The 19,028-nt window shown below is 65.9% G+C and carries 26 protein-coding genes; 7 read left to right on the forward strand and 19 right to left on the reverse strand.

Annotated elements, in window-relative coordinates; all coding sequences use genetic code 11:
- Positions 1-90: 90 nt before the first annotated feature.
- The gene (locus tag VB734_RS00255; RefSeq protein WP_322782419.1) at positions 91-558 is read right to left on the reverse strand and encodes a hypothetical protein; all 468 of its coding nucleotides are present in this window, start codon (positions 556-558) and stop codon (positions 91-93) included.
- The gene (locus VB734_RS00260; protein WP_322782418.1) at positions 558-1,334 is read right to left on the reverse strand and encodes a hypothetical protein; all 777 of its coding nucleotides are present in this window, start codon (positions 1,332-1,334) and stop codon (positions 558-560) included. The genes VB734_RS00255 and VB734_RS00260 overlap by 1 nt, the downstream gene beginning before the upstream one ends.
- A 146-nt stretch (positions 1,335-1,480) precedes the next feature.
- On the opposite strand from VB734_RS00260, the gene VB734_RS00265 reads away from it, so the two are divergent.
- Both VB734_RS00265 and VB734_RS00270 read left to right on the forward strand, forming a co-directional pair.
- Positions 1,481-1,729, forward strand: coding sequence for a nucleotidyltransferase family protein (locus VB734_RS00265; RefSeq protein ID WP_322782417.1), 249 nt, complete (start codon positions 1,481-1,483; stop codon positions 1,727-1,729).
- Positions 1,726-2,070: a DUF86 domain-containing protein gene (locus tag VB734_RS00270; RefSeq protein WP_322782416.1), complete on the forward strand. Its 345-nt coding sequence runs from the start codon at positions 1,726-1,728 to the stop codon at positions 2,068-2,070. The genes VB734_RS00265 and VB734_RS00270 overlap by 4 nt, the downstream gene beginning before the upstream one ends.
- Before the next feature lie 19 nt (positions 2,071-2,089).
- Here VB734_RS00270 and VB734_RS00275 read toward each other — a convergent pair whose 3' ends face one another.
- From VB734_RS00275 to VB734_RS00295, 5 genes are all read right to left on the reverse strand, one after another.
- Entirely contained in the window at positions 2,090-2,389 is a 300-nt protein-coding gene (locus tag VB734_RS00275; protein ID WP_322782415.1) for a hypothetical protein, read from the reverse strand.
- Positions 2,390-2,393: 4 nt separating this feature from the next.
- The gene (locus VB734_RS00280; protein WP_322782414.1) at positions 2,394-2,831 is read right to left on the reverse strand and encodes a hypothetical protein; all 438 of its coding nucleotides are present in this window, start codon (positions 2,829-2,831) and stop codon (positions 2,394-2,396) included.
- 3 nt (positions 2,832-2,834) lie between these two features.
- Positions 2,835-3,764, reverse strand: a complete 930-nt coding sequence (locus VB734_RS00285; RefSeq protein ID WP_322782413.1) for a major capsid protein — start codon at positions 3,762-3,764, stop codon at positions 2,835-2,837.
- A gap of 76 nt (positions 3,765-3,840) precedes the next feature.
- Positions 3,841-4,188, reverse strand: a complete 348-nt coding sequence (locus tag VB734_RS00290) for a type II toxin-antitoxin system PemK/MazF family toxin (RefSeq protein ID WP_322782412.1) — start codon at positions 4,186-4,188, stop codon at positions 3,841-3,843.
- Positions 4,188-4,406, reverse strand: a complete 219-nt coding sequence (locus VB734_RS00295) for a hypothetical protein (RefSeq protein ID WP_322782411.1) — start codon at positions 4,404-4,406, stop codon at positions 4,188-4,190. The genes VB734_RS00290 and VB734_RS00295 overlap by 1 nt, the downstream gene beginning before the upstream one ends.
- Positions 4,407-4,533: 127 nt before the next feature.
- On the opposite strand from VB734_RS00295, the gene VB734_RS00300 reads away from it, so the two are divergent.
- Both VB734_RS00300 and VB734_RS00305 read left to right on the forward strand, forming a co-directional pair.
- Positions 4,534-5,271 (forward strand): C39 family peptidase, encoded by a 738-nt coding sequence (locus VB734_RS00300; protein WP_322782410.1) that lies wholly within the window; start codon positions 4,534-4,536, stop codon positions 5,269-5,271.
- Between the two features lie 16 nt (positions 5,272-5,287).
- Entirely contained in the window at positions 5,288-5,545 is a 258-nt protein-coding gene (locus VB734_RS00305; RefSeq protein WP_322782409.1) for a hypothetical protein, read from the forward strand.
- Positions 5,546-5,576: 31 nt separating this feature from the next.
- Here the strand turns inward: VB734_RS00305 and VB734_RS00310 are convergent, their stop codons facing one another.
- A complete protein-coding gene (locus tag VB734_RS00310) occupies positions 5,577-6,251 on the reverse strand; it encodes an HD domain-containing protein (RefSeq protein ID WP_322782408.1) in 675 nt (224 codons plus the stop codon).
- 218 nt (positions 6,252-6,469) lie between these two features.
- Here VB734_RS00310 and VB734_RS00315 point away from each other — a divergent pair, with 218 nt between their 5' ends.
- Positions 6,470-6,685 carry a hypothetical protein gene (locus VB734_RS00315; protein ID WP_254935721.1) on the forward strand — a complete coding sequence of 72 codons (216 nt, stop codon included), beginning with the start codon at positions 6,470-6,472 and terminating at the stop codon, positions 6,683-6,685.
- Between the two features lie 36 nt (positions 6,686-6,721).
- Here VB734_RS00315 and VB734_RS00320 read toward each other — a convergent pair whose 3' ends face one another.
- From VB734_RS00320 to VB734_RS00335, 4 genes are all read right to left on the reverse strand, one after another.
- Positions 6,722-7,576 (reverse strand): hypothetical protein, encoded by an 855-nt coding sequence (locus VB734_RS00320; RefSeq protein WP_322782407.1) that lies wholly within the window; start codon positions 7,574-7,576, stop codon positions 6,722-6,724.
- Between the two features lie 71 nt (positions 7,577-7,647).
- Complete coding sequence (locus tag VB734_RS00325) at positions 7,648-8,214, reverse strand: hypothetical protein (protein ID WP_322782406.1); 567 nt, start codon at positions 8,212-8,214, stop codon at positions 7,648-7,650.
- Between the two features lie 3 nt (positions 8,215-8,217).
- The gene (locus tag VB734_RS00330) at positions 8,218-8,745 is read right to left on the reverse strand and encodes a hypothetical protein (protein ID WP_322782405.1); all 528 of its coding nucleotides are present in this window, start codon (positions 8,743-8,745) and stop codon (positions 8,218-8,220) included.
- A complete protein-coding gene (locus tag VB734_RS00335; protein WP_322782404.1) occupies positions 8,742-10,133 on the reverse strand; it encodes a DUF4055 domain-containing protein in 1,392 nt (463 codons plus the stop codon). The genes VB734_RS00330 and VB734_RS00335 overlap by 4 nt, the downstream gene beginning before the upstream one ends.
- A gap of 284 nt (positions 10,134-10,417) precedes the next feature.
- Here VB734_RS00335 and VB734_RS00340 point away from each other — a divergent pair, with 284 nt between their 5' ends.
- Together VB734_RS00340 and VB734_RS00345 are read left to right on the forward strand one after the other, a co-directional pair.
- Positions 10,418-11,164, forward strand: a complete 747-nt coding sequence (locus tag VB734_RS00340) for a hypothetical protein (protein ID WP_322782403.1) — start codon at positions 10,418-10,420, stop codon at positions 11,162-11,164.
- 102 nt (positions 11,165-11,266) lie between these two features.
- Positions 11,267-11,803, forward strand: coding sequence for a hypothetical protein (locus VB734_RS00345; RefSeq protein WP_322782402.1), 537 nt, complete (start codon positions 11,267-11,269; stop codon positions 11,801-11,803).
- Between the two features lie 28 nt (positions 11,804-11,831).
- On the opposite strand, the gene VB734_RS00350 is transcribed toward VB734_RS00345, so the two are convergent.
- From VB734_RS00350 to VB734_RS00380, 7 genes are all read right to left on the reverse strand, one after another.
- Complete coding sequence (locus VB734_RS00350) at positions 11,832-12,245, reverse strand: sigma factor (protein ID WP_322782649.1); 414 nt, start codon at positions 12,243-12,245, stop codon at positions 11,832-11,834.
- Between the two features lie 141 nt (positions 12,246-12,386).
- Positions 12,387-14,012, reverse strand: a complete 1,626-nt coding sequence (locus tag VB734_RS00355; RefSeq protein ID WP_323242854.1) for a terminase — start codon at positions 14,010-14,012, stop codon at positions 12,387-12,389.
- Between the two features lie 11 nt (positions 14,013-14,023).
- Positions 14,024-14,545: a hypothetical protein gene (locus VB734_RS00360; RefSeq protein WP_322782400.1), complete on the reverse strand. Its 522-nt coding sequence runs from the start codon at positions 14,543-14,545 to the stop codon at positions 14,024-14,026.
- Positions 14,546-14,549: 4 nt separating this feature from the next.
- Positions 14,550-14,912 (reverse strand): hypothetical protein, encoded by a 363-nt coding sequence (locus VB734_RS00365; protein WP_322782399.1) that lies wholly within the window; start codon positions 14,910-14,912, stop codon positions 14,550-14,552.
- 153 nt (positions 14,913-15,065) lie between these two features.
- Positions 15,066-15,752: a hypothetical protein gene (locus VB734_RS00370; protein WP_322782398.1), complete on the reverse strand. Its 687-nt coding sequence runs from the start codon at positions 15,750-15,752 to the stop codon at positions 15,066-15,068.
- Between the two features lie 291 nt (positions 15,753-16,043).
- Positions 16,044-18,752 carry a primase-helicase zinc-binding domain-containing protein gene (locus VB734_RS00375; RefSeq protein ID WP_322782397.1) on the reverse strand — a complete coding sequence of 903 codons (2,709 nt, stop codon included), beginning with the start codon at positions 18,750-18,752 and terminating at the stop codon, positions 16,044-16,046.
- 15 nt (positions 18,753-18,767) lie between these two features.
- On the reverse strand, positions 18,768-18,962 hold the full coding sequence (locus tag VB734_RS00380) for a hypothetical protein (protein WP_322782396.1): 195 nt from the start codon (positions 18,960-18,962) through the stop codon (positions 18,768-18,770).
- Positions 18,963-19,028 lie beyond the last annotated feature (66 nt).

The following is a 19,028-nucleotide window of genomic DNA, read 5'->3' on the forward strand; positions in this document are numbered from 1 at the left end:
GGAGGGAATCCAGGCCATGGAAGAGCAACGGCCCTGTGGCCGGCGAGAGCACACCCCCTATTGCCGTTGTTGCGCTGGGGTGAGCGCAGCTCAGTGCTGCAGCACCTGCCACCAGGAGCCGCGCAGCACCGTCACGGCTGTGCCGGCCACTTCTGAGCGGAAACGCAGGCTGAGGTTGCCGGCATTGGCGCCGTTCTCCACCGTGCCGCTCACCTGGGCCCTGAGCACTGAACTTCCGGCGGAGGTGGTTCCGATCAGGGGCGTGTCGTAGCTGCTGGCGGTGAGGTTGCGAAAGCTGGTGAGCGATTCACCGGTCACCAAGTTGTGGATCACCGCCTGCGGTGTGGCGGGGCCTGAGAGGGTGGTCACCAGGCCGGTGTTGTTGGCGCCGCTGGAGAAGTAGAGCTCCGCCGAAAAGGAGAGCACCTGTTGCGCCGCCAGCGGTGTGCTGAACAGGCTGAGCCAGCTGGTGTTGGAGGTGGTGCTGAGTGCCGCGGGCAGCCGCGCCACCCGCAGCATCGAGGGGCCCTTGAGGTTGGTGCTGCGTGTCCAGGGCATCAGCTCAGCTCCAGTTGGTAGAGATCACCGCTGCGGGTGTCGAGATAGAAGTCGCCCGCTTGGGCATCAGGCAGCAGGCCGGGTGGCCCCTCGCCACTCCACCAGCGGGTGCCGCCGCCACTGCCCGGCGGGGTAGCCCAGAGGCCATCGGCTCGCAGGAAGCGGGTGCTGGAGCCATCGCTGGCGGGTACGCCGCCGCTACTGGTGCCGCCACTCCAGCGCTGCAGCTGCCATTGCTCGCGGCGCCGGCCGTCGAAGGGTTGGCCAAGCAGGCCACTGCCGGGGATCAGCGGTTGAATCGCCCCCGGCGGTAGGGGTGGCGGTGGCGGCCAGATCGGGCAGCCCAGCAGATGCACCGCCAGCTCGGCGCTGATGCCGCTGCCGCTCTGTTCTGCCGAAACCTGCCAGTCCTGGGCGCAGGCATAGGCATGGCGCAGCCGCGGCGCATTGCCGCCGCTGGGCCAGGCCCAGGTCTCAACGGTGCCGTCACCCCAATCAAGGGTCAGCGCCGTTGGCAGCGGTGGCCGGGCCTGGAGTAGCAGCAACACCGCGGTGCTGCCAGCTGGATCCAGAGGCACAGGTGCATCCGGCAGCCAGGCCAGCTCCAGCGGTGCGGCGGGGATGGGAGCGCGGCGGTAGCCCTGCTGCTCCCAGCGGGTCACCTCCACGGGAGGCACCCACACGCTCTCGCCTGGGCAGCCCAGCGGCGGCAGCAGGCGGATGAGCTGCGGGCTGGCCGCTGCATCGCCGCTTGCAGTGGAACTGCTAGCAGCCAAGCCCGGAGCCGTTCTCTTGAGTGTTGCGCCATTCACAGGAGTTCGCCAGGGTCTGATTGCTATTGCCGATTCACGAGCAGACTGGACCAATGACAACAGACACACCCAGCATTCGCGAGCGTCTCGAGAGGCTCCGGCCTGCGGTGATGGAGGTCGCTCAGCGCTATGGAGCCTCCAACCTGAGGGTGTTTGGCTCGGTAGCCCTCAACCAGGAGCACGAGAACAGCGATCTCGATCTGCTGGTCGATTTATCTCCGAGTCAGTCATTGCTGGCACTGGTTGGCATTGGTCAGGAGCTGGAACAACTGCTTGGTTGCCCAGTTGATGTGGCCGAGCCGGATTCGCTCCATCCTCTAATCCGCTCGGAAATCCTGCAGCAAGCTGTAGGTCTGTGAACAAGGATCGGCTCTATCTGGAAAGCATTCGCGATTGCCTTGATCGCATCGCTGAGTACACGGAGTCCGGGCAGTCCGCATTTCTTGCATCGCGTCTGATTCAAGACGCTGTGATTCGCAATCTGGAAGTCATCGGTGAGGCCACCAAGAATCTCAGTCAAGACCTCAGAGCCGCCAATCCCTCTATTCCCTGGCGGCAGATTGCAGGGATGCGAGACGTGCTGATTCACGACTACCTCAAGGTCAATCTCAACCGGGTTTGGCGAACCGTCGAGAGTGACTTGCCGCCGCTTGATGCAGCCGTGAAGCAACTGCTGCGGCAGGACGCACCACAGCTTTGAAGCAGGCGCTGCTTGCCTTTCACAGCAGCGGGTCATCCAGCAAGAGCGCCTCGGTTGCGGAACCTTCTGAGGTTGGCTCCGCCTTGCTTGGCTCTTGCGCCGGCGTGATCTGAACGCCGGTGGCGGCAGCGGTCAGGTTCCAGCCTTGCTGTTGCCAGCCGCTCAGGTGCACCGGCCAGATGAAGCGCTCCTGGCGGCCATTGCTGATGCGCACCAGGCCAGCCGGCACGGCGGCTGGCATCGCGATCGCGGTGGGCTGCACCGGCCGCACCGCAGCTGCCGGTTCCTCTACAGGGCTGGTGGAGTGTTTGCGGGCCATGGGTTCAGGCCGCGATGGTGGCGGTCAGGCCCACGTGCATGCCCGCCGGTGTGGTCGGGGTCACGAGCGCCTTGGCTAAACACACTGCCGGCAGATCGATGTTCGGCAGGTCCACCGGAGCGATCTGGATGTCGTGGCCGGAGAGGAAGGCCTCCACCCGCCCGCCTTCTGCCGGTAGGGCAACGCGGATGGCGCTGATCCAGCTGCCGGTGGTGCCATCCCGCAGCAGCGGCGCCAGTTGCAGCTCCACTTCCACCGCAGCAGGCGCACCGGGATGGGAGGCCACCAGCGAAAAACGGGCGGCCGCATCGAGCTTGGTGTTGAGCAGCACCTCCTCGCCGGAGAGGAAGGTGTGTTCTGTGTTGCGGATGGCGCTGCGGTTCGTCCAGCCCACCAGGGTGGTCTCCGCATCGATCAAAGGGTTGCCGTTGGTGAGGGCCATGGCTCAGGCAGCGGGGGTGATGTTGAACAGACGGCCGGCACTGCGGGGCTGCAGCACGGCGAAGCCCACGTACCAATCCACGCGGGTGCGAAACACCGGTGCATCGGGCACCTCGCCCAGATCGCGCACGGAGATGCCGTAGCGACCCTGGAACGGGCCCTGTAGGCCGGTCACGCCCTGATCACCAAAGGTGCAGCAGTAGATCGAGCTGGTGCCGCCCGCCTCGTCGTAACCCATCACCTCGACGCCTTGGGCATCGCGGTCGACGGTGAGGATGTCGCAATCCTGGTAGCGGTGCACCGTCATCCCGTAGGAGTTGGTGCTGGTTTGGTACACACCGCGCCCCATGCTGGCGCGGGCGAGTGCGTTGAGCTGGCGGCGCATTGCCTTGCTCATCACCAGTACCTTGCTGCCGCCGTAGGCATTCACCGAATCGATCAGCTCATCGAGCCGATCGAAGTTCAGAGGGGCACCAGGGATGGCACCGGCGGCATTGTTGATCGCCATCGGGTTAGCAGGCGGCAGCCGCTTGCTCAAGCCGTCAAAGGCGCGCGGGTTGCTGGCGGTGTCGCCGTTGATCACCGTCGCTTCCAAGGTGAGCCGCATTGAGCGCACCTTCATCTCGATCTGGCTGGCACGGGCCTCCGGGCCCATCAGGTCCACGATCGAGCGGTCCACATCCACGTCACCGCCAAAGAGGTGCACCGCTTCTGCGCGCTGGTCCACTACGCCATAGCTCTGGGTGTAGCCCTCGTTCACGGCGCGGAAGCCCACCGAGGGCAGCTCCTGCTCAGCGGAATAGAAGAGGCCGCTGCCGGCGATGTTCATGAACGGCAGCCGGGCGAGCAGGTCGCCCTCCGAGAAGGTCTTGAGCACAGCGAGGTGCTCAAGCCGGTTCTCGTATTTGGCTGCCTCGATCAGGGTGAGGCCCATGGCACAGGTGGGGCCAGGCCCCAGTGATGTCACGGGCTATTGCCGAGGCGTGACGAACTTTCCAACAGAGGAACGCTCAGCCTTGTCCGCAGATCACCCGCTGCAGCACCTGCTGGCAGGTCGTCTGCAAGGCCAGCGGAAGCCGTCCGATGCGCCGTTTCACCAGTGGCAAGGCCAGCGTTGTCATGCGGCTGAGCCGCAGCCTTGAGCTCACCTTCAGGCCGGTGTCTGAGAAGCCTGGCTGCTCGGCAGGGATGTCGAGCTCATCGGTGGCTGTGGGGCCGCTGATGTTGGAGCTGATGAAGGCCAGCAGCACATCCCCATGACGATCACTGGTGGTGATCACCACAGCGGGCCGAGGCTTGGCCGCTGGCCCATCCGTGAAGGGGAAGGCGACCAGCACGATGTCGTAGCGGCTGAGCATCAGCCGGTAACGATCGCTTCTCCGTCCGAGAAGCTGTAGAGATCAGGTTCTGCGGCCAGGTCGTCAAAGGCTCCCCCGGCCACAGCCATCTCAGCCAGGGCAGCGTGACTCAGGTCGCTGTTGTCCTGCTCCAGCTGCCTGAGCAGCCAGCTGCGATCATCAGCCGGCAGGCTACGGATCACGGCAAGCAGGTTCTCCGTGAGCTGGGGGTTGGTCATGGCCCCAGGCTAAGCAACCTGAACTGCACGGACTACGGCGCGGCGCCCTCCAGCCGCCCCGATAGGTGACGGGCAGGCAGACCTGGCATGGCCTGCTGCGGCAACAGCAGAAGACTGCTCCTCTGCCATGACCACCACCGCCGGATCGGCCACGCCTGCTGCCCAGGCGGAGTTCAGCGCTGAACGCTGGCGTCAGTTCTGGGACCACTGGAAGGCTCAGCCGCAGCAACTTGCGGGCATCGAGCAGTTGCGCCAGGCCGTCATGGCGGCCGACCCGGCAATCCTCACAGAAGCAGCCCCCTGGCGGCAGACCTTCTCCTCGGCGCCCCCAGCCCCTGCCCATGCCAATCCCTTGCCGGTCGCCTGGGAGAACCAGAACGACAACGCCTCAGGCACCGGTTACCGCGAATGCTTCTCCAGCAGCTGCGCCATGCTCGCCCGCTACTGGGGCAAGGTGAGTGGCGACGACGCTTACAACGTCATCCGTGCTCGCTATGGCGACACCACCTCAGCAGAAGCGCAGTTGGCCGCTTTGCGCTCGCTGGGGCTGATCGCGCATTTCGCCACCAATGGTGAGCGCGCAACGCTCGAGCAGCAGATCAACCTGGGACGGCCGGTGGCAGTGGGCTGGCTGCACCACGGCCCTGCCTCGGCCCCAAGCGGTGGCGGTCATTGGAGTGTGGTGATCGGTTTCACCGATGCCGCCTCGATCCACAACGACCCCAACGGTGAGGCCGACCTGGTGCATGGCGGTTACACCGCCAATGCCAATGGGGCAGGGCAGCACTACAGCTGGAAGAACTGGCTGCCGCGCTGGCAGGCCGATGGCCCCGGCACCGGCTGGCTGCTTACGTGCCACCCCTGATTCCAGGAGCAGTGCGATGGCTGGCGGTGAGGGGTTTGATCGCGAACGGTTCTTGCTGCGAACCGTTGTTGGTGTGTTCGTGGCTCAGTTCGGGATCTATGCCGTGGGCCTGGGCACCTGTTTCTGGCCGCAGGGCCGACAGGACTCAGGCCCGCTCTGCAGCAGTTACGCCCAGAACCTGCAGGATTCGTTTGATGCGGCCGTCGGCACCGGTCTGGCCTTGCTTGGCGGCGGCAGCATCGTGGCCGCCAGACGCCGCGATCCAGACAGCTGATCCAGCCATGGCTGGCTAACCGCCAGGAGCATCATGGCTGGGGATGAACTTCCGGGCGCTCCAGGTAACTGGCGGCCCACACCGCCGGAGCGATGCCATGGGGCACCAGGCGCCGGTAGGCCTCACTGCTCAGCAGTTCCTGCACTGCTTCTGCCAGTAGCGCAGTGGAGCGACTCTCGGGTAAGCGATGGCTCAGGGCCTGCTGAACACGCAGCAGATACCAGGCGCTGCCTTCCAGCCCCGCCGTGAAACGATCCCAGCCACCAGGGTTGCTGCGTGCATCGAGCACCAGGTCGCGGGCGTTGTGAGCCTTATCGGCTGCCGTCACCAGCAGAGAGGTCTGCGGTTTGTCCTCCAGGGAGGCGAGGAAGCGGGTCTTGCGCAGCAGCCAGGGTTCCTTCTCGGCTCCGGGTTCCATCGGGCCGGCGGTGTCGGTGCAGTCCACCACGATGGCGGCCACCTCCTCGCCAAAGCGCGCGGCAATCGAGGCCTGGCTCTGGCCCGCGTCCTCGATGGCGTCGTGCAGCAGAGCCGCGATCGCCTGGTTTTCGCTGCCGCCGTCCTCCCACACCAGAGCACTCACGGCGATCAGGTGCGCGATGTAAGGCACCGGCTTGCCCTTGCGCCGCTGACCGCGGTGCAGCTGAGCTGCCCAGCCCAGGGCATCGGTGTAGCGCTGGCTGTGGGCGTTCTCAGGAGCCGTCATCGCCACGTTCTACAGCCGGTGTTGCGGCTGCTGTCTCAACCAGGCCCCGGCAGCCGTCCGGCCATGGGGTCGGCGAGGAAGCACCAGCACTGCCCCGGAGCGCAGGGCTGCGCCCTGCTCGCCCCGCCCTGGTAAGGGCTGACGCGAGTCGGCTACGCCGACCCTTGCCAGGTCGTGTCGTCCGCGGCGATGGGACAGGTGTTCCTCGCCTCCGTCCCATGGCCTCCTCTGCTCCTCTGGCCTGTCCGATCCGTCAGCTGGTGCTGCACAGCTACCCGGCTGGGCTCAAGGTTGCCGCTGCCGAGCGCGTCACGGTCTTCTATGGCCGCCGCGGCAAGCCCGTGAAGAAGCCGCGCTTCCTGCCAGCTGAGCTGGCCCATCAGCTGGCCCGCAAGCTGGCCGCCAAGCGCCTCGGCACCGTCTCGGTGCTCTGAGGCGGCGGCCCTCTGGCCCGGCGTTGCCGGGCCTTCCTATCGCGGGCTGCGGCCGTGGGCTGCAAAGCCGGCTCGATAGAGCTCGCTGGCGCTCATCGCCTGGGGATTGATCACCTCCCCAAAACCACTGGAGCCGAGGCTGCTGGCGGCAGTGCCCGGGGGCATGGCACCGCTGCCCATGGCGCCACGCTGCTGGAACAGAAAGCCATACACGGGGTGGATGCGCAGCTGATCGAGGTAGTCGGCTGTGGTCATCGGCCTGCCGTCATCACCCAGCAGCGGCTGGCCGTGCACATCGAGGGGTTCGAGCACATCGCTGCCGTCCTTGCCGCTGCCCAGCCGGAAGCAGTCCCAGAGCATCGAGCGGAACACCTGAAAGAAGGTGCCGCGTCCATCGCCACCCGTGCGGCCTTCTGCTTCCGAGAAGGCGCGCTCCAGCAGCCGCTCCTTGCGCAGCTCCTGCACGCGCTCATGGGCGGCATCGCGCTCCGCTGAAACGGCGGCCACCCGTTTAGCGGCAGCCTCCTCCATCTGGCGTTCACGCAGCTCCAGTTGCTGCTCCAGTAATTGCTTCTGGCGTTCGGCCTCCTGCAGGCGGGCGTACTCCTCGGGGTTGATCTCCGAGAAGCGGGTCAGCTGCTGCCGCAGCCCGCGCAGCTCCTTCTCCAGTTGATTGCTGCGGCGCCGCTCGGCCTTGAGGGCTTCGCTGAGGCCATCACCGCCAGCTCCCTGGGTGGCTTCCTTGGCGCCGGCAGCATCCGCGCCACTGCTGTTCTCTGATGCAGTGCTGTCCTGCTCGCTGGTCTCCGGTTCGCGGAGGTCCAGCAGTTCGTTGCCATCACCCCCACTGCGGGCGGTGCTGGTGCTGGGGGTTGCGGAAGCTGTGGCCATGACCCGTCTCGGCTGTCAGTGGGATCGGCAGCCCATCGCGGCGCTGCCATCACCTGTTGCCGAGGCAGAAATCAGATGAGTCGATTCGGCTTGAGCGTCCCGAACACCCGTTCACCGATCAGCGGCTGCACCAGGGCGCCGATGCCGCCAGAGCCATGGCTGGCGCCGAACTCCAGCACATGGAACACGGTGTGGAGCGCATAGGGATCCACATCAGCAGCGCCAGCAGGGTTCAGAAGGCTCAGGTCCCCCAGCCAGATCAGTCCCTCGCAAGGGGCCACCACGGTGCTGCCACCGCTGGCCACGCGGCGGCCGTTCTGCTCCCAGCTCAGGGTGCTGCTCAGCCAGCTGGCGCCTGGATGGGGCGGCAGGCAGCTGGCCCGGCAGATCGTGCCGCTGTAGGTGAAGTCGCCGGTGTCAACCCCAGGGCCGTTCTCCTTGGCCGAGATGTAGCGCTGCCGGCTTAGGAAGCACTCGAGCACATGCGCCGCCACAACCCCCGAGGTGGTGTCCCCGGGGATGGCGTTCTCCGCCAGCAGCAGGCGTGCATTGGCAAACGGCTGCAGGGGTGTCGCTGGCCAGGGCTGATCTGATCGCGGATGCTGGCTGCTAGTGAACCGCCTGGGGCTTGTGGTCATCGCTCAACCCCGCAGCATCGGTGTGGTTCCTGGCTGCCCTGCGGCCTCGGCGGTGAGCTGCATCCAGCTGTTGAGCGCAGGCAGGAGCAACAGCAGGTGCTCGGCGTAGCGGCGCCGCTGGCGCAGCAGGGCCATTGCGGGCGAACTGGGGCTGGCGTAAGTGGTCTCGCTTTCTTCGCGCAGCAACGCTGTGTCGTAAGCGATCACATCTGCTTTTTGCAGGGGCGCATCACCAGCTGCAGCCACCGAACCGACGATCGGTCCCGAGTGGCTGGTCTTCTGAATTGCCTGCTCCTGTTCGCTACCGCCGGCCAGCAGCTGCTGATCGATCAGGGCCACCGCATCCAGCAGGGCATGGGCGCTCAGCACCCCAGCTGGGTGTTGGCGCAGCAGATCCGCCATCGCCCGGCCGATGGCATCCAGGCAGGGAACCGTGGCCGGCAACCCCAGGCACTGGCGGATGGCCTCCTGGTCGCCGGGTTGCCATGCTGCACCACTTGGTGTGCTTGGCGTATTGCTGCTGGTGGTCATGCAGAAGCCGGTGCCACACCGGCCAGATCCCCCAGCCATTGCCGTAGGGCCTGCTCGCTCACGATGCCGCGCTCATGCAGCTGCAGCATTTCAGCCACGGTGGGTTGCGGCTTGGGTGCCGGTGCCAGCGGGCTGATCTCCACCAACAGGGCGGGCCCGTCCTGTGCGGGAAGCGGTTCACCGGTGATCGCGCACCAGTGCTGCAGCAGCGTGGAAAACATCGAGGCCTTCTGAATCGCCTGGCTTTGCAGCAGCGCATAGGCCTGCGAGGCCGCTAGGGAGATTTCGGTGGCGGTGCGCGGCGCCCCTTGCGCCACAGAGGGGATCAGGGCGTCTCGACGCATGCCCTCATCGAGGGACTCCAGCCAGGCGCGGTGCTCCGCCAAGGAGCGGGCCTGGATCTCTACGAACTGGAAGCTGGCCCCATCCGGCAGATCGATCACGCTGTTGGGGCCGAGCACCACCGGCTCGCTGCTGCCATGGCCCATGGGGCCGATGACCCCTGTGCGCACCCCCACCGGTAAGGCTGTGCGGTACAGCAGTTCCTGGTAGTCGCTCTGGCAGCGGAAGTGGTTGAGGTATTGGTGCGCCAGGCCCAGGTGCGGTAGGTCACCCTCCCCAAACGCGGCACCATCACTGGCGTACCAGATCAGGGGCAGCTGGCTGAAGCCCCTGTAGTGCTGCAATCCCGTGCGCTGCGGGCGCCAGCCCGATGGGGCCTGCTGGTCTGCCACCAGCTCGATGGTTTCAACGCTCATGCCCTCCCCGTCGAGCGCCACGGATCCGTAGAGCCACGGATGCTGTGGTCGATCCGGCTCGAGTGGCTCGCCTTGAGCCTTGGGGTTGGGTAGCCGGAAGCTGACCGCGTCCGGTAGGGACTGGGGGCCGGGCAGGTGCCAGTTCAGAACATCGCGGCGCTCCAGCAGCGCCAGACGCGGCAGGGAGAGGCGATCACCACGGCGCAGCGCCTGCTGCCGGTCGCCCTCGCTGGGCCAGAGGTGCTCAGGTGGCAGCACGCCAATCAGTGCAGCCCCATCGCGGAGCACCAGCACGTCGGCGCGCTCAAGGAACACGCCCAGGTCGGTGCCGCGTCCATCCACATCACTGATCACCGCCTGCAGCGAGGCAGGCAGCTCACGCCAGTGGCTGGAGGCCAGCATCCCCGCGAAGGTGCGCAGGGCATCACGGAAAAACCCCGAGGGCAGTGCCGCCTCCAGCCGCCGGCGGTAGGCGGTTTCCGGCTCGCGTTCACCGCGGGGCAGGTAGCGCTCCTTGCGACCTGCGAGGAGGTGCCAGCAGTCCTGGATCAGCTCCAGGCGGGGGAGCAGCGCCGCCAGGCTGGGATGCAGAGGCCAGGGGAGCAGCTCTGCAGCGTTCACAGGTGGCACGGGGATCAGCGGCGCTGCCAGCCATTGCCGGTGCCACACCCCAGGATCAGCCAGTGCACCGAGAAGATATGCGGGCTGCGCATAGGCCAGCAATAGGGATCAGGATGGTTCTCAGACCCGCGAACCACACCTACGGTTGACGAAGGACAGCGCAGAGTCACGGCCGTGACTGTCAGACATGTTCACGCAGCTGATGCCCTGATGGTGATTCTCGGAAAACAATCGGCTTGCCGGGCTGGTTCACAGCATCGCCGAAGAAAGAGTTAGCAGGCAAGGGAAGATAGATGGCTACGCGTTTTGCGGTCGATGACAAAGTTTTTATTCCGGCATCCAGAATTCCAGGAATGGAAGGGCATCCCTCCGCATTCTATGAAACACGCATCGCGGAGGTCGGCATCAGAAAAGTGAAAGTCCACTTGCAGGGTGGAGTCACTTCAGAGTGGATTGGCTCTGGTTTATGCCAGAACAACATCGGCATTCTGATTTTCACGATTGGAGATCTTGAGACGGAGGTGGGGCTGCTTGATCCGCTGACAGAGTCCGTTCTCCAATATTGTCGATTGCTTGTTCCAGATGACCATCTGCGCGCTTACAAAATACGCTCCATTGCAGAGCTAAAAAGTATTTGGCAGAAAGAGCAGGCGGCCTATTCGCATGTGGTAATTGTTGGCCATGGTAGCCCTGAAGGCATCAAGTTCTCGGTTGATGAGTGGGTCAAGTCCGACGTGCTTGATGCCGCCCTTAAAGTCAGGGGCGCGCCGAAGAAAGTATTTATCTCTCTTTGTTGTCAAACTGGCTACAAGGCGGCAGGTGGAAAGCTCTCGGAGATGGCGATTTGCAGCCACTTCATTGCCCCGTTTCACAGCGTGCATGGTGCTGTAGCATCGCAGTTTGCGCAGACCTTCTTGGCATTTCATCTTCTCGTAGGAGAAAGTGTCGGCGTGGCATTTAGGCATGCGAGGAAATATACGCCTGGCAGTACAAGCTTCAGGCTTTGGGAAAAGGGAAAACTCAGGGCGGGCCCAAAGTGACCTACTAATAAATCGTTCCAGTGGACCCTCGAAAGCCGCGCTTTTACCGTCCGCTGAGTTCAGGTGTTTTGACAATTCTCCGACCTCTGGCCAGCATGCATCATGCCCAAGCAGTCATGGTCAACCGTTAAATCTGCTGCTTCCAGTCTGAGCCAGAAAGAGCTACTTGGTCTGGTTGGTGAGCTCTACCGGCTCTCCAGTCAGAACAAGGCGTTTTTGTATGCCCGCTTCGCAGATCAAGGCGTTGCGATTGAGGAGTTCAAGGCGATCGTTGCTGAGAGTCTGTATCCCGATGTGTCGCGCGATCGCCCGCTGCAGGTGGCCAAGGCCAAAAAGGCTGTTGCGGATTTCTGCAAGGCGGTTGCTGATCCGATCGCCCATGCCGACCTGATGCTGTTCTTCCTCGAGCAGGGCAATGCCTTCACGCTGGAATACGGCGACATCGATACGGGCTTCTACAGCGCCTTGGTGGCCATGGCCCGCCGCGCCGCCGAGGTGATCTGCAACCTGCCTGTCAACCTGCAGGAGCCCTTCAGGGAGCGGTTGGGAGAGGTTGTGCGCTCATCTTCGGGAATCGGCTGGGGCTATCACGACGACCTTGCGGATATCTGCGCTGCCGCATTTCCTGATCGGCGTTGAGGAAATTTGCCCCCGACCTGCTCACTGCTCATTCCAGCTCTGGATCCGTCTCACGCACCGCCATCGCCACCACCCGCACGCTGCAGGCCTGCCCGATCTCCCGCCAGCGCTCCAGCGTGATGCCCAGCCGCCCGAGCATCACCTCCAGCGGCTGACCCTCCCCCAGCAACCTCTGCCCCCGCACATGCAGCTCCCGCCAGCGGCCCGGCACCGAGATCAGGAACCCCTTGTCGCGCAGGTAATGAGTGATCTCACCATTCACGTAGGGTCTGGCGTAGGCAATGAAGTGATTGGGGCTGCGGCCCGGGCGGTGGATGTCGTAGCGACGTGAGGCCTTAATCAGCCCGATCGCTGCCAGCTGCTCCAGGTCTTCTTTCGGGTGGCCGGTGCGACGGGCGTAGTTGGCCGCCACTTTCGCTGCAAAGGGCAGGTGCTCCACCACCAAGGCATCAGCAGCAGCATGCGGCGAACGCAATGGTCCTCGCGAACGGCCCGATGTCGTCACGCGAGCGGTGGCCTGCTGGGGCCTGGGGCGGTGGGTTTGTGGTGAGGTGTTCATCAGAAACAGGTGGGGTCGTGTCCCTCAGCGGGAGAACAGCAGCGGCCGGGGCGTGGCCGTGCCCTGGCCGCGCCAGTGCTGGTTCTGCAGCCAGATCACGCCCTGGCAGAAGGCATCCACCAGGTCGTCATGAGACCCGTTGGGAAAACCCAGCAGTTCGCTGATTAGGGCGTCATTGCCACGGCGAAACGCCAACTGGCCCGCCTCCATCAGCGGGGCCACGGCATGGGCGCGGCTCACCTTGCTGCCAGTGGGCCGCACAGCGATCAGGCCAGGGATCTGGCGCCGCAGCAGCTGGCAGACGGCCGGGCCGTTGGCGGCATCCTCCACCAGCACTGCATCAGGGCTCTGGCCCTGCCCCAGCGCTCCAAGGGTTTGCCCGAGGAAGTTGACCACGCCCGGTAGATCGAGGCGGTGGTGCTGGCTCCAGAGCACTTCAATCCGGTGGGCGCCGCCATTCTTGGCTTCGGCTGGAGGGCTGACATGAGAAGCACTGCGGTGGAGCTGCTCACCCCGTGCCTGGGCCTGGGCCACCGGGTGGCGAGCCTCCGGATACGGCAACAGGCCAAGCAGACAGAAGCCGCAGTAGTCGTTCTCCGCTCCCCCCTTGAAACTCAGATCGCAGCTCAGCACCAACGCTGCAAAGGGCCGTTGGCTTGCCCGGGCCCCGGGGGCAGGCGTGCCCGCAGTGGTGCGGATCCAGGAGCGTTGAAACAGCAGTCCCTCCGCCGGCGACGGCCTCTGCTGATAGAGCGCGTTCCACCAGTAACTGCCGGCGCGGATGCGGATCTGCTCCAGCTCCACCAGCGGGAACCGTTCCGGGCAGAGCGGCTCACCGGGCTGGCGCCAGTCCGGCTCGATGCTGCAGGTGTTTGGGAATTTGATCTGCAGCTGGGTTGGTTCAGCAATCGCCGGCAGGTTCAGCACCTGCCACCGCTGCGGAGCGTCACCGCTCTCCTGCGCCAACAGCCAGCCGATCAGATCGTCCTGGTGCCAGCGGGTCAGCACCACCACCTGCGCCGCGCCTGCAAAACCCCCTCGCGAGGGCCCCTCTGGGGCCGGTTCGGCGCGGGTGAGCCAGACGGATTGGAACCACTCGATCAGCTTCTGGCGTTGGCCGGCGGAGTTGGCGTCTTCTGGTCCCTTGTAGGGGTCATCGATGATCCCCAGCGCGTAGCCCTTGCCGGTGAACGGCCCGCGCACACCGGCAGCGATACAGCCGCCCCGCTCGGGCGTCAGCCAGTTGCCAACGGCGGTGGAGTCCTTGGAGAGGGGATGGCCAACGACGCGGTAGTAATGCCGCGCCTCACGGCTATGGGCATAGGCCAGCTCGGCCGAATAGGAGGCGATGGCGCAGAAGCGTGTGGGGTAGCGGCTCACCCAGTAGGCCGGAAACAGCTTCGAGACGAGCAGTGATTTGCCCAGCCGCGGGGGGCAGCAAACGATCAGGCGGTTGAGCTCGCCATCGGCCACGCGCTGCAGCAGGGCGATCAGTCGCTCGGCCCAGGTGTGGAAGGCGTAGCCGGGATAAGCGGCCACGATGAAATCACGAAAGGCCTGGTGGGCCTGGGGGCCGTTCAGCTGGCGGTCTGGATCAGGACCATCCAGTAGGCCCCAGTCGGCCCAGCGGTCGGTAGCGGGATCCAGCAACAGCCCAGCCATCAGCTCTTGGCCTCCGGTGCCTTGAGAGGTGCCCGCAGCAGCCCGCCGATCTCAGCGATCACCCGGAAGGCGCCGACGGCGGCATTGAACTGGCCTGCATCCATCGCCCGGCGGGCGCAGTCGTTCAGCGCAAAGATCTGCTCGGCCTGGTGCCGGCGGCGGTCAGAGATCAGCTCCTGAACCATGCGCTCACGCGCAAGATTCAGGTAGCGGTTGACCGTCTGAGTGTTGTGGATTCCCCAGTTCTCACGAGCATTTTCAATGATCTGCACCAGAGGGAGGCGCTGAGCCACCCAGAGCTGTGCCTGAGCAATGCGCCGTTCCACCTCCAATCGCGAGGGCCTGGGGGGCCGATGAACCGCCACGCCCTTGGGGCGGCGCGGTGGATTGGCATGGCCGATCGGCCGGGCCGGATCGGTGGGCTGGTACAGCGGCTGGCCGTTGTCGTCCTCCGCGCTGGCCGCAGCGCGCAGCTCCTCCACCGGATCGGCGGGAGGCAGGGCGTGGGCACGCTGCGGCATCAGCTCAGAACGGCAGGAACTGGGTCTTCGGGGGGCGGATGGTCCAGAAGGGCTTGCCGCGCTTCTCCGTGGCGTTGCCCTGCTGGATCGCCTCGTCCTTGGCGGCCTTGAGCTGCTGCTCGATCTGCTGCACCGCCAGTGGGAACTCGTAGCTCAGCCGCCCGCTGCTGTGTGCAAAGGCCCAGTCGTTATGGGAGAAGGAGGGATCCAGCTGGCCAGCCGCCATCGCCTCGCTGAGGGCCTCAAGCAGCGGTTCGAGCTGCTGCTCCAGCTGCTTCTGCTGCGCCTTGAGGGCCGTGATCGCATCAAGCAGCGCATCGATGGCGTCGACCGCATCCGTCGCCCCGTCGGTTGCGCCTGAGGGCACCGAGGCAGCTTCAGCAGGAGCAGCAGGCATCACCATGAGCACGGCGTTCAGAGGCCAGCAGACCAGAGCCCGCCAGGGCTTCACTGTATGGGCTCTGTACTAAGAGTCGCAATCACAGGGGCTGTTAATTCCTAACCAGTCTTCCCTCTGTGCTCAGAAGGGCCTGCGGGCGAGGCAGTAGCGGCTCCAGGCGGCGGCCCAGGCCGCCAGGCACTGCTCACGGCTGTAGAAGGTGCTGGTGAAGGCCTCGCCGGGCTTGCTCCAGATCGTCTGGCCCAGGTCGTAGTGGTTTCCCTGGGCGGCCTCCAGCACCATGTAGCCGCCGAGCTGGGCGGCGGTGGAGTAGGGCCGGCCGTGGGCCGAGAGGGTCTTGAGGTCGTAGAGCACCCGCACCTCGCGTCCCCGCCGCTCGCTCAGCGCCGGGGACACGTAGGCGCCATCGAAGGCCCCGGCCACGTTGCGGGCCAGACAGCAGGTGAGCCGCTCGCTGGCGATCACCTGTACCTCCTCCCAGAGCGGCAGCTGCAGCAGCGGCAGGATCCAGTCCCGGTACGGGTGATGACCTAGCAAGGTCTCGGCTTCCAGCAGGGCTTCGCTGGCGCTTTTGCCCACCAGGAAGCGGGCCTGGCTGTACTGCTCAAGAGCCGCGTGAACGGTGGTGCCGCGCGGCTCCCAGATCGGCCGCTTGGCCTCAATCGCCCGTTTGGCGGTCTCGCTCAGGCCATGGGCCAGCACGCCGGTGATCGACACCGGGAACAGATGATCCCCCAGCCAGTAGCGGTGGTCTTCCTCATCCCGCCAGAGGCCGGGGATGGGCTCAAGCCAGGTGGCGGTCAGCATGGCCGTTTCCCCTGCAACAGCCCGTGACGGTGAGCGTCACAGCCGAAATCCCGCGCCAGTGCTGGGCTTAAGCAGACCCTGTGACGTTGTAACCCTCTTTCTATAAATAGAAGCATTAGCAAGCAGCAGTGTGTCTTTACGCAGGTGTGCATGGGTGCCTATGTGTGTGTGAGGGTGTCTATCCCCGCCGAAAAGCGTCACAGCGTTACAGCCGCTGTAATCGCTTGCGCTGCAGCCGATCTCGGCATAACGGTGGGGTGTTGCAGGGTGTCATGGCTGTGACGCTCCGGCTCAGAGAACCGCCAGTGGAATCGCCACTGCCCGCGTGACCATGCCGGCACCGCAGAAGCGCACCGGGCCGCGGCGCTGGGCACCGGCCAGGCGCAACAGCACCACCGCCCAGCCATGGGCCCAGGCCGTCTCCCGCAGGATCTGGGCGATCGGCTCAGCCGTGTTGCTCACCAGCAGATGGGGCGGCTCCAACCGCAATCCCTGGCGGGCCAGGGCTTGGCCCGCCAGTTCGGCGCTGATCTCCAGGTCATGGGCCTGGTGGGCGGCAAGCTCCACCAGCTCACCGATCGTGCGGGTGACGGTGCGATCGGGGCACTCCACCCGCAACGGGTGCTGCAAGATCGTCTGGATACAGCGCTGCTCATCACTGAGCTCGGTGCTCTGGCTGTAGCTCTCCCAGTCGTGGCAGGCGATGCACTGCTCGGCCTCATCCTGAGTGGGGACTACATCGCTGAGCAGCGACCAGGCTCCAGCCATCAAGGTGCCGTACTGATCCCCCAGGCGCTGGGAGTCAAAGTGCCGTGCTGCCGCCCGGGTGAACACCCCTTCCGCCTGGCGGATCATCGGGATCAGCCCCACGGTGCGGGCGATCAGCCGCCGGCCCAGCTCGCTGGAGATGTGGCGATCGAGGTCCCGATCCAGCGAGGCCCAGTGCATTTCACGCTCACCTTTGGGCAGCTCAGCGGGGTTGCGCAGGGTGAGCTGGGCAAAGCGGCTGCGGTCGGCTCCCTGCTTGAGGGCAGTGGCGATCGAGCTGAGCAGGAACATCGAGCGCACCCTGTAGCGGCTCACCTCACCGCTGGGGGAGCCCTTGAGCAGGGAGGCCCCGCTCTCGCTGCTGGCCACCCGTGCCAGCGACAAGATCCCCTGCATCCGCTGCTGATCCGGCCGCTCGTTGCTCTCGGCCTCGTCGAACACCACCGGCACGGCGTCGGAGCAGATCGATTGGCGCAGGGCGGCTTCTGTTGTCGAGCCGCTCACCAGCAGCGCGAAGTCACCCAGCAGGGGAGTGATGTAGCGATCGAGGATCGCGCTCTTGCCGGAGCCCGCACCGCCGGTGAGCCACACGTGGGGCCGCCAGCGCAGGGAGCCGCAGATCGGGCTGAGCACCACCCAGCCCACCAGCAGGGTGCCGGAGGCGGGCACATCCCAGTGGAAGCGGTTGGCGATGCTCACGATCACCGCCGCCTCCTGCACCGACAGGGGCTCCACATCGCCCGGCCCATCGAGCCGCGGCATGCGCTGGTAGACGTAGCGCGAACGAAAGGGGCTGGTGATCAGGTGCTCCCCCTCGGGGGTGACGAGCCGATCGCCCAGGTGCAGCAGCGGCCGGCCGTCATCCCACCAGGCCCCACGGCCGCGGATCCGATCGGGGGTGAACAGCCCGGCGGCGATCGAGCGCTCGTAGAGGTCACTGGCCACCGCCGACCAGTTCACGCCGGTGCGGCTCGGGTAGAGGGTTTCCCAGTGGGCCAGGGGCGCCAGGGCAATCAGGTGGGTGGCGGTGTGGGCAGAGCGGGCCAGGCGCAGCACCTGCCCGGTGCGGCCGGAGCGGTAGTAGCTGGCCTCGCCGTCGTAGCCGAGGCACTGGAATGGCGCCCCGCTACCGCCACCTGCCGGTGACACACCGGACGTGGGCTCCTGCTGATCAGCTTCTGCCTCCTGGTTCGAGGCCCCTTTCGCGGCCGGCAGTGGCTGCAGCCACAGCTGCAGATGTTCGGCAGCGGACGCTGGACTCCAGTCGGCATCGGCCAGATCCCATCCCTGCGGGAGATCGGCCGGCGGATCCACCAACGCGAGGCTGCAGCCCTGCTCGCTCAACAGTTCGGCCAGCCGCGCCATCGCCTTGCGGCCCGGCGCATCGGCATCGGGCCAGAGCGTCACCGACCGCCCTTCCAGCGGCTGCCAGTCGGCCTTGCCGATGGCGTTGGTGCCGTTGGCCCAGCTGATCACCACATGCTTGGGGAACAGCTGCGCAGCGGCATCGGCCGTGCCCTCCCCCTCCACCACCAAGACCTGAGCCTCTGGGCGTTGGGCCAGCCCCGGCAGGCCGTAGAGGGGCCGGGGGACTGGCCACTCGCAGGAGAAGGGATCGCGGCGGCTGGGGCGGTGCCAGCTGCCATCGAGCCAGACCCGATGCAGAAAGCCCTTGCGGCCGCTGCGAGCGGAGCAGAACCGCTGAATCCAGAACAGCTGGGCGCCGCTGGCGTCGCGATAGCACCACTGGGCGATCACACCCCGCTCCAGCTCTGGCGGCGCGGCGTCAGCAGGTGGCACCTCGGGTTGGCGCCAGGGCCGACTGGCGTGGCCAGGTAGGCCAGTGGCGGCAGGGGTGGCCGGTGGGGCAGGGAGCTTGCCGCCGGAACCGTTGCCGGTGCTCACCGGCTGGGGCCGATGCCGCTCGGTCCCGGCTGGATCCATGCCCAGGTAGCGCTCCACTTCAACGCAGGCCTGGCGGAAGCTCCAGCGGCGCACCCGCATCAGCAGGTCCATCCCGGTTCCGCCGCCACCCAGATGGTCCTTGCCGCCGCACTGATTGCAGAACCAGGAGCCACTGCCGTCCCGGTCGTCAAAGCGGTAGCGGTCCCGCCCCCCGCAGGCCGGGCAGGGCTGGTGGCGATTGCTGAGCTGCTCGGCGTGCAGACCCGCAAGCGCCTCGAGGAGCTCCCTCCAGCGGCCTGAGGCCGCCGTTATCACGTCGGTTGCCATGGGTGTCGCCGCAGCTCAACAACGCTCAGCGGCTGCCGCCAGCACAGGCCCTGGCATGGCCATGCCGGCCCGTTCTGCCGCGATCGCCGCATCGATCACCTGGCGCAGCACCGCCGAGCGACTGAGGGCGCCATGCAGGCGGCGCTGGTCAAGCCAAGCCAACTGCGCCTCAGTGATGGAGACGCTCAGGGGCGGTGCAAAGGAAGCCATGGATACCTGGAACTCTGAGCACAGCCTAAGCGCACCCGGCAGGGCTTGATAAGTTGAACATTGCTG

The organism is Synechococcus sp. BA-124 BA4 (assembly GCF_034931165.1).